Source organism: Desmospora activa DSM 45169, from assembly GCF_003046315.1.
Classification (GTDB): domain Bacteria; phylum Bacillota; class Bacilli; order Thermoactinomycetales; family DSM-45169; genus Desmospora; species Desmospora activa.
Genome location: NZ_PZZP01000001.1, coordinates 1 through 9,525 on the forward strand (window position 1 = coordinate 1; position 9,525 = coordinate 9,525).

The following is a 9,525-nucleotide window of genomic DNA, read 5'->3' on the forward strand; positions in this document are numbered from 1 at the left end:
ATCCACCCGTTCCCATCCCGAACACGGCAGTTAAGCCCTCCAGCGCCGATGGTACTTGGGGCGCAGGCCCCTGGGAGAGTAGGACGTTGCCAGGCAAAGCCCATATCGGGCATAATAAAAACCACCCAATAAGGGTGGTTTTTCTGTTGTGTGCCTTTTTAGTACAAACCTTTTAATACAAACCACCACCGGTACCCCTAGAGGGCAGGTCTGTTCAGTTGCAAGCCAACTTGATGAAGCTTGATGAAGGAGGAAGACCCTTACAAGGCAAAACCCAACTACGTCTGGTAAGGTAATCAAACTCGTGGGTTTATGTGTGATCTGGGTATCACTGTGCTGTTAATTTTCTATTTACCATTGCCTAATTATCACGATTGCGGTGCATTAGCTAGAGGGAAAGTCTTGATGCAAATTGGTGGGGTAATGGCTCACCCAGGCAGCAATAGCGCGGCTACAAGCGGAGCGAATTGAGCGTGAGCGGTTTGAGCGGGAAGCGAAACGTCGTGCGCAGGAAAAAGCGAAGCAGCAAGCGCGGTTAGAGCGCGTGGAATACCGACCTGAGTAGGTGACCGGCCACACTAGGACTGAGGTACGGCTCAGACCCTACGGGAGACAAATGTGACCGTTGAATAACCGTTTATACGAGATTATTCCATTACGGATTGCCATCGTATCCCGTTTAAAGTAAAATGATATTGAAACGAGGTTTCATTTGACGAAACAAACGATTGTTTTTCACCATGGGAGGTGGCAAGGTTGTCTGAGGAGAAAAAAGCGGTGCAGACACAGTTTGGCAAATCGGCAGCGGGGTATGTTGGCAGTGACATCCATGCGAAGGGACAGGATCTCACTTGGCTGGTACAAGAGGTGAAAGCACGTGTCCCCCGTCCGCTGCTGGCGTTGGATGTGGCGACGGGAACGGGACATACAGCGTTTGCGCTGCGTGAGTATGTTCCACGTGTTGTCGGCTTTGATCTGACGGCAGAGATGTTGGAACAGGCACAGCGGGAAGCCGCGGCGCGGGGGTTGGATAATCTCAGCTGGATGATGGGGGATGCGGAAAATATCCCACTGCCGGATCATTTATTTGATGTCGTTACGTTACGAATTGCCGCTCATCATTTTCCACATCCATTGCAGGCATTTCAAGAATGTCGACGTCTGTTAGCACCTGGCGGCATTTTTATATTGGTGGATAATGTCGCTCCTGATGATCCCGATGTGGATCGTCTCTACAACCAAGTGGAAAAATGGCGTGACCCCTCTCATGGACGGGTATATACGGAAGGGCAATGGAGCGAGATGTTGCAACAGGCTGGATTTTTGACGGTGGAAGTAACTCATCGCTGGCAGAATCGAGTCAAGATGGATCATTGGTTTGCGCGTGCCCATACAACGGACGAGTCAAAAAAATTGGTGCATAATACTCTGCAGCAAGCCAATCCGGAACAACAGCAACTACTTGGGTTTGATCCTGTGTGCGAACATCCTGAATTTATTTTGCGAAAAGCGATGTGGGTAGCGACAAGATGATGTTTTTGTGTTGGGTGAGGGATGTAAATAGCGGTTGACCAGAATCCAAGTAGGTTAGGAATGATGTGCTGCTAAAGGGACATTTCCTACAGACAAGTGCACTAAGAGTGGGGTGGATTTCGCTAAGCTTAATCGATTATAGTGAGCGACTTCCGAATAGTGAGATAAGGAAGTAAGCAATAAAGAATGGAAACCGGACTCTTGCTAGAGCCGGTTTTTTTGTGTTTAGAGAAGCAAAGTGGAAAAAGTTGTTGTCGCCATTATTTAGTTCGATTATAATCGAACTAAAGCAATTGTTCTACATATATCGAACAGAAAGGGTGAAAAAAATAGATGCCAATTCAATTAAAAGTGGAGTACTCCCCCTTGTATGAGTTGATTGCCAGCCTCACTCTTTATCTCGATAAAAAAGCGCCACGGGTGACGGACTTGGGAAAACCATGGGTGGGAAAAGTGAATGCATGTATTCAGCCGGAGCTAAAACAAACCTTGTCACAGCTGATGGAGCAGACGGAAGATGCTTTTCAGGATAAGCAAATTTTTCGATATTTACTGATGAGATGGGCAGTGGAGTCACCGGAAAAAGGAAGTGTGGACTCGTTTTTGCGCTGGTTACAGGCCCAGCAAGCAGAGGAGCTTTATGAGCGAATCGATTGGGGGGACTTGGGACCTTTGCCCTTGGATGAATGTAAAAGCATGCAGGAGCATGTGCTGACGGTGGTGGAACAGTGGAATCAGCAGTATTTTCAAGACTTGGATCCCGCCATTTTGCAGTATTTACGTGCCGATGCGGAGAAAAAACGTCGCTTAGCTGAAAAACTGGATCCGGTAGAAGTGGTGGAACAAGCAACAAAAGGAATCCGGGTGCAGCCGATAAAATCGACATGGAATCTGGTTTTGATCCCACAGTATCATTACGCACCCGTTAATATATTGACGGAGTACCGAAACCATTGCATTTGGCAATATGCGGTAGAATTGCCGCCAGAAAAGCCGGAGGATCCACCGCGGTCATTGGTTCGACTTAGCAACTGTCTCGGCGATGCCAATCGCTTGCGCATTCTGCGCTATATCGCAGAAGAGCCGCGCACGTTTATGGAGATCGTCCGTTATATTGGTTTGGCGAAAAGTACAGTTAATCATCATTTAGTTCACCTGCGGGCAGCTGGGTTGGTGCAACGGGATTTTTTTGTGGATAAACGAATGGAACGACATCGGCTGCGGGAGGTTGCTTTGGATCAGGTTGGGGGTCAGCTGCGGGAATATTTGCTGCCAGATCGGATATCATCGACCTCCCGGCGGGGAGAAGGGGGACAACAATGAAAGAATTGTTGCGCCAGCGCGTATTTGTATTATTGTGGGCAGGCCAGATCGCTTCAGGATTGGGAGGCATGTTTGCCACTTTTGTCGAGGGTTGGTTGATTTTTGAATTGACGGGTTCCAAGATGTTAATGGGTTCGTTGCATATGACATATCTGATCCCGTTGTTACTTGTACAGCTGCTGGTGGGACCTTTTTTGGATCGGTGGGATTTACGCAAAGTGATGGTGGCTTCGGAATTGATTCGAGGGGCCGCTTATCTGTTTCCAGCGGTGATGTTAACTTTGGGGTTGTTGCAGCCGTGGCACTTATTTGTCTCTGCTATGTTGATGGGTTGTACGGAACCCTTGTTTCGGCCGGCTGCGATGGCCTATTTGCCGTCAGTGGTGTCCAAGGAGAAGCTGGTAAAGGCGAACTCGCTGTTAGAGGGAACGATGAGCTTTGCCATGTTGGCGGGTCCGCCTGTAGCTGGGTTATTGTTGATGATGTGGGATGCACACGTGATTTTGTATTTATTAGTTGTACTGATGGCAATAGCCGGAGCGCTGATCTGGTTTCTTCCGCCTAAAAAAAAGATTGCATCTACGCAAGAAAAAGGTGCATGGGTGCAACAATTTCGCGAAGGAGTCTCCTTTTATAAAGTGCAGCCGGTACTCTTAGGCACAGGGTTGTTAATCATGGTAGGAAATCTATGCTTTAGTGCCGCCAATCCGATGTACTTGCCCTATGTACTGGAAGTATTGGGCGGAACAACGTTCCATTATGGCTTGCTGATGTCTTCGCTGTCCTTGGGAATGATCGGGGGATCGCTTTTTATGGGATGGATTGCGGAGCCACGCCGAAAAAAGCCATATATGTTGGGAGCAAATCTGATTGGGGGACTCTGTTTGGGATTGCTTTCCCTTGTGTATTGGTATCCTTTAGCAATCGGCTTGGCAGCGATTAGCGGATTTTTTCTAATCTGGTTTAACATCTTAAATACAACATTGTATCAGCGCTTCGTGCCGGAAGAGTTACGGGGCCGGGTTTTTTCGTTGCGTATTTTACTGGCGCAAGGCGGGATGCCGGTGGGGGCATTTGTCGGAGGAATTACCGCTGAATCCTGGGGAGTGACCACTTTATTTGCACTGGCTGGGGGACTTGTTGTCATTGCATCGGTGGTGGCGTGGTTTTTACCCGTATTTCGGCAGTTGGATCAAGAATGGGTAGAATCGAAGAAGCCGTTGGCGGGGTGAAAAAAGGGGTGTATCAATCTTATGGATAAGGCACCTACATTTTTCTGAGTAATGGGACAAGATAAAACAATCATAGTTTAGCTCAAAGCCACTTTCATAATCAAAAAAGGTGAAAATGGGGGGATGCGAGAAACTGGGATAGGAAATGTTATGTTTTGCCGTTATATGAAGGATTATGGCGTTTTGCTTAGGTGTTATGGTATAGTTGAAAGAGCGAGTCTAAAAGTGGATTTTGGCTGAGTTATGCATTGCAGCTCAATCGTTAAGAACAACTGAATAATGGTTCAATCGAGGGTTGTTCAATAACAGTTTTTAATTATATAAGATAAAATCAATTGTCCCGGATTTAGGTAACTCCGTGGGTTTTCCACGATTTTTTAACAAGGTAGGTGGATCGAATGAGCATGACGAAAAAAATCCTCATTGGAATTGTGCTCGGTCTCATTGTGGGGCTTACCCTTCATATTTATTTTCCTGCCACTTTTGATTCAGTCAACACTTACGTCTTCTCTCCTGTGGCTGATTTGTTTCTAAAGGCGATTAAAATGATCGTGGTGCCGTTGGTCTTCTTTTCGATCGCCATCGGTGCAGCGGGAATGGCCGATCCAAAAAAATTGGGCCGAATCGGTGGGAAGACAATTCTTCTCTATCTGATTACGACTGCGGTCGCTATCAGCTTGGCATTGATCTTAGCCAATGTAATCGGTCCAGGCACCCATGCCGGCAATATACCGCTGCCTGAGGAAGCACCGGATGCGGCGAAAGATGGGGCGCCGTCAATTTTGGAAACATTCGTCAACATTGTGCCGGAAAATCCGATTGCAGCGTTGGCGGAAGGGCAAATGTTACAGATTATCTTCTTTGCCCTGGTATTCGGCTTCGGGATGGCTTTCTTAGGCAGCAAAGTGGATCGGGTCAAGGAATTGGTGGAACAAGCCAATGAGATTATGATGTGGATGATTCACCAATTGATGAAAATCGTTCCCTTTGCCGCTTTTGCGCTTATGGCCCGTGCAATTGGGGAAGCGGGTCCGAATCTGGTTGGTTCGATGGCCCTTTATATGATTACATTGGTGTCGGTCCTTTTGCTCCACATGACGATCACCTATGGATTGTTCCTCAAGTTTATTGCCAAACTAAGCCCGATCAAATTTTATAAAGCGATGTTTCCGGCGATGGAAGTGGCTTTTACCACCAGCAGCAGCGCTGCTACTTTGCCGGTTACCATGGATCGAGTGGAAAAAGGGTTAAATGTACCAAAGAGCATCTCCAGCTTTGTCCTGCCCCTGGGCGCTACCGTCAATATGGATGGGACCGCTATTATGCAGGGGGTTGCAGCGATTTTTATCGCGCAGGTATACGGTATTGATCTTACGATTACCCAACAGCTCTTGATCGTTCTAACGGCGACGTTGGCTTCGATCGGTACCGCTGCTGTACCTTCCGCTGGGATTGTGATGTTGACGATCGTATTTCCGGTCGTGGGTCTACCCATCGAAGGATTGGCGATTGTGTTGGGCGTAGACCGTCTGTTGGATATGGCGCGTACTGCCACCAACATCACTGGTGACGCTATGGTTGCCACCTGTATCGCCAAGACGGAAGGGGCAGACATCAATATTCAGGAGGAAGCGAGTAAGACTGCATGATGACGGCTGGTAAATAAGGAATGCAGGACGTGAGTAAAGATCCTTTTGTGCATAAACGAGACCCGGGAACAAGTGACCGAGGTGAGATGAGTACTTTGGAGTGCTTAAGTGGGATGATATAGTGGAGCCCGATTCCCATGTTTAACCTTGAGCAGATATGCCTAAAACCTATCCGCAATCGCCAAGCGGGTGGGTTTTTTATTGTAAAAACGAACGCTGATGAGATTGGAAGTTAAATCGTTCGCCTTTGCGTTGACTTTCAAGGTGTAGGGCTGTTACACTGGACATGAAGCGAAAGTATTAAATTCATCAATCGTGCTTTTCTCATATATGCCTGGGAATAGGGCCTGGGCGTCTCTACCCGGAAACCGTAAATTTCCGGACTATGGGAAACGCCTTGCCGTGGTGTGTACCTATTCACCCGAACGGTGGGGTTTCCCTGTGAACCCTTCGTTTGGGTTTTTTGATGTCTAGATTGAGGCAATCGACATTTAATTAACTCAGTGATAGGAGTGGAGTCAATGTCGTTGGCACAGGTGGGGGTCATTATGGGAAGCACTTCCGACTGGCCCACCATGGAGCAAACGTGTGAAGTATTGCAGGAGTTGGAGATTCCGTTTGAGAAACGGGTGGTATCGGCTCACCGCACGCCTGATGAGATGTTCCGCTATGCGGAGGAAGCCGAAGGCCGGGGGTTACGTGTAATTATTGCTGGTGCCGGTGGAGCCGCCCATCTGCCTGGGATGGTAGCGGCTAAGACGGTTTTACCGGTGATCGGAGTTCCCATTAAAACGTCCACCTTAAACGGGGTAGACTCCCTCTACTCCATTGTGCAGATGCCGGGCGGTGTGCCGGTGGCGACCGTTGCCATCGGTCAAGCGGGAGCCGTTAATGCAGGGCTGCTGGCTGCGGAAATCTTGGGGTCTCATAATGAAAATATACGGGAACGGCTACGCCGTCGCAGACAAACGATTCGTCAGCGCGTACTGGATACAGCCGATTTGGATGGGTGAGAGTGATGACTGAGAAAAAAAGAAAACAAGCACACCCGATTCTGCCTGGTAGTACCATTGGTATCTTAGGCGGAGGGCAATTGGGACGGATGATCGCACTGGCCGGACGGCAAATAGGCTACCGTTTTGTGACACTGGATCCGGCGGCGGATTGTCCGACTGCTTCGGTGGCAGATCAGCATATTCAGGCTCCTTTTGATGATCTGGAAGCGGCGCGGAAGCTGGCACAGCACTGCGATGTAGTCACGTATGAATTTGAAAATGTGGATGACGATGTGGTGCGATTGTTAGAAGATCACACCTTTGTTCCGCAAGGAAGCCGCCTGCTGCAAACCACCCGCCACCGCTTGCGGGAAAAAGAAGCCCTCGTCGCTGCCGGACTGCCTGTTGCTCCGTATCAACCCCTCATCCATGCATCCGATCTTCTCCGCATCGCGATGGAGGTCGGTTTTCCGTGTGTGCTGAAGACGGCTACCGGTGGCTATGACGGCAAGGGGCAGTGGTTACTCCGTAGCAGAGACGATGCTGTGCAAACCGCAAAAACATTGACAGGCGGCCCCTGGGTGGTGGAGGCGTTTGTTCCCTTCCAGCGGGAAATGTCTGTGATCGCTGCTCGCTCCGTTACTGGCGAGGTGGGTACTTACCCGGCAGTGGAAAACGTGCACCGTAATCATATTTTGCATCTGACGCGGGCACCGGCGCCAGTCGCGGATTCCATCTTACGGGAAGCGGAGCAGTTGGCGCAAAATGTGGCAACTGCTTTGGATGTAGTTGGATTGGTGGCGGTGGAGATGTTCCAGTTGGTGGATGGACGCCTCTGGATCAATGAATTGGCACCTCGTCCCCACAATTCGGGCCACTGGACGATCGATGCTTGTGCCACTTCGCAGTTTGAGCAACATGTTCGCGCCGTCTGTGGATTGCCTTTGGGATCGTTTCAACCCCTTTCCCCAGCAGTGATGGTGAATATCCTCGGCGAACATCTGCCAGAGGTGACAAAGGCGATTCCACATTTGCCCTCATCCGCCAAATTGCATTTATACGGCAAAAAAGAGAGCCGTCCGGGACGCAAAATGGGGCATATCACTGTCGTGGAGGCAAGTTTGGAACAAGCGGAAACAGTTGTGGACGAATTGGGAATCTGGCCTTCGGAAAGCAGCGAGTCGATGAAATCTACCGGGAGTTGAAAAGGATGATTGAACGTTATACACGTGAAGAGATGGGATCGATCTGGACCGATGAAAACCGGTACCGGGCTTGGCTGGAAGTGGAGATATTGGCGTGTGAAGCGTGGGCGGAGTTGGGTGTGATTCCGCGGAAGGATGTGGAGCGAATCCGGCAGCACGCCCGCATCAATGTGGACCGCATCCTGGAGATTGAAGAGGAGACGCGCCATGATGTGGTCGCCTTTACCCGTGCAGTTGCGGAAACTTTAGGCAATGAATCCAAATGGGTTCACTATGGCTTAACCTCAACCGATGTAGTGGATACCGCCTTATCCTATCTGTTGCGCCAAGCCAATGACATTTTGCTGCGTGATGTGGATCGGATGTTGGATGTGCTGGAGCAAAAAGCAAAACAGCACAAATACACGGTAATGATGGGACGCACCCACGGTGTCCATGCTGAACCGACCACCTTTGGGCTAAAATTGGCACTGTGGCGGGAAGAGATGAAACGGAACAAAGAGCGGTTGGAACAAGCCGTTCGCACAGTGGCCGTCGGCAAAATCTCCGGCGCTGTCGGTACCTATGCCAATATCGATCCCTTTGTTGAAAAATATGTATGTGAAAAATTGGGCCTCACAGCAGCACCCATCTCCACTCAAACTCTACAGCGGGATCGCCATGCGGAATACCTCTCCACTTTAGCGCTGATCGCTACCAGCTTGGAAAAATTTGCAGTGGAGATCCGTGGGCTTCAAAAAAGTGAGACACGAGAAGTGGAAGAAGCGTTCGGCAAAGGGCAAAAAGGTTCTTCCGCCATGCCGCATAAGCGTAACCCCGTCGGTTCGGAAAATATCACAGGGCTGGCACGGGTGGTACGGGGTCATATGGTGACCGCCTATGAAAATGTTCCTCTGTGGCATGAACGGGATATTTCTCACTCTTCCGCAGAACGGGTGATTTTGCCCGATACCACGATCCTGCTCAACTACATGCTGAACCGCTTGGCGGGCATTATTGAGAATTTAACGGTATTCCCGGAAAACATGAAGCGCAATATGGAACGTACCTACGGACTGATCTATTCACAACGGGTACTTCTCACCTTGATCGACAAAGGCTTAAAGCGGGAAAGCGCCTATGATCGTGTACAAAAGCTGGCCATGCAGGCCTGGGAAGAGGCGACCCCTTTCCGGGAGCTGGTGGAAGGCGACGACACCATCACCGGAATTCTCTCCTCGGAGGAGATTGCCGCTTGCTTCGATTATCGTTACCATTTACAGCGGGTGGATGAAATTTTTGCACGGCTAGGTTTGGACTAGTACCTCAACTGCTAACATTGTCGGTTAGCGCGGGGGATTTCCTTCTGTGCGACTCTGCCACGCAAAGCGAGACCTAGGAGCGAAGCGACTAAGGCGAGACTTGTGTTGGTGAGTGCAAAGCGAGACCTGGGAGCGAAGCGACTAAGGCGAGACTTGTGCTGGTGAGTGCAAAGCGAGACCTGGGAGCGAGCGACTAAGGCGAGACTTGTGCTGGTGAGTGCAAAGCGAGACCTAGGAGCGAAGTGACCAAGGCGAGACTTGTGCTGGTGAGTGCATGGAGCGAATAC

The 9,525-nt window shown here is 49.7% G+C and carries 7 protein-coding genes, 1 rRNA gene and 1 riboswitch; all 8 genes read left to right on the top strand.

The window, feature by feature from the left end; translation table 11 throughout:
• Nucleotides 1-95 (top strand): 5S ribosomal RNA (gene rrf / locus C8J48_RS00005); the annotation flags it as partial.
• Nucleotides 96-756: 661 nt separating this feature from the next.
• On the top strand, nt 757-1,533 hold the full coding sequence (locus tag C8J48_RS00010; RefSeq protein WP_170105005.1) for a class I SAM-dependent methyltransferase: 777 nt from the start codon (nt 757-759) through the stop codon (nt 1,531-1,533).
• 333 nt (nt 1,534-1,866) lie between these two features.
• Nucleotides 1,867-2,856 carry an ArsR/SmtB family transcription factor gene (locus tag C8J48_RS00015; protein ID WP_107724360.1) on the top strand — a complete coding sequence of 330 codons (990 nt, stop codon included), beginning with the start codon at nt 1,867-1,869 and terminating at the stop codon, nt 2,854-2,856.
• Complete coding sequence (locus C8J48_RS00020) at nt 2,853-4,088, top strand: MFS transporter (RefSeq protein WP_107724361.1); 1,236 nt, start codon at nt 2,853-2,855, stop codon at nt 4,086-4,088. Before C8J48_RS00015 ends, C8J48_RS00020 begins: the two co-directional genes overlap by 4 nt.
• 404 nt (nt 4,089-4,492) lie before the next feature.
• Entirely contained in the window at nt 4,493-5,737 is a 1,245-nt protein-coding gene (locus tag C8J48_RS00025) for a dicarboxylate/amino acid:cation symporter (protein WP_342748197.1), read from the top strand.
• Nucleotides 5,738-6,041: 304 nt separating this feature from the next.
• Nucleotides 6,042-6,143: riboswitch (purine riboswitch) on the top strand.
• 115 nt (nt 6,144-6,258) lie between these two features.
• Entirely contained in the window at nt 6,259-6,750 is a 492-nt protein-coding gene (gene purE / locus C8J48_RS00030) for a 5-(carboxyamino)imidazole ribonucleotide mutase (protein WP_107724363.1), read from the top strand.
• Between the two features lie 5 nt (nt 6,751-6,755).
• Nucleotides 6,756-7,937, top strand: coding sequence for a 5-(carboxyamino)imidazole ribonucleotide synthase (gene purK, locus C8J48_RS00035; protein WP_107727507.1), 1,182 nt, complete (start codon nt 6,756-6,758; stop codon nt 7,935-7,937).
• Between the two features lie 5 nt (nt 7,938-7,942).
• A complete protein-coding gene (gene purB / locus C8J48_RS00040; protein ID WP_107724364.1) occupies nt 7,943-9,238 on the top strand; it encodes an adenylosuccinate lyase in 1,296 nt (431 codons plus the stop codon).
• The last annotated feature ends 287 nt before the right edge of the window (nt 9,239-9,525 follow it).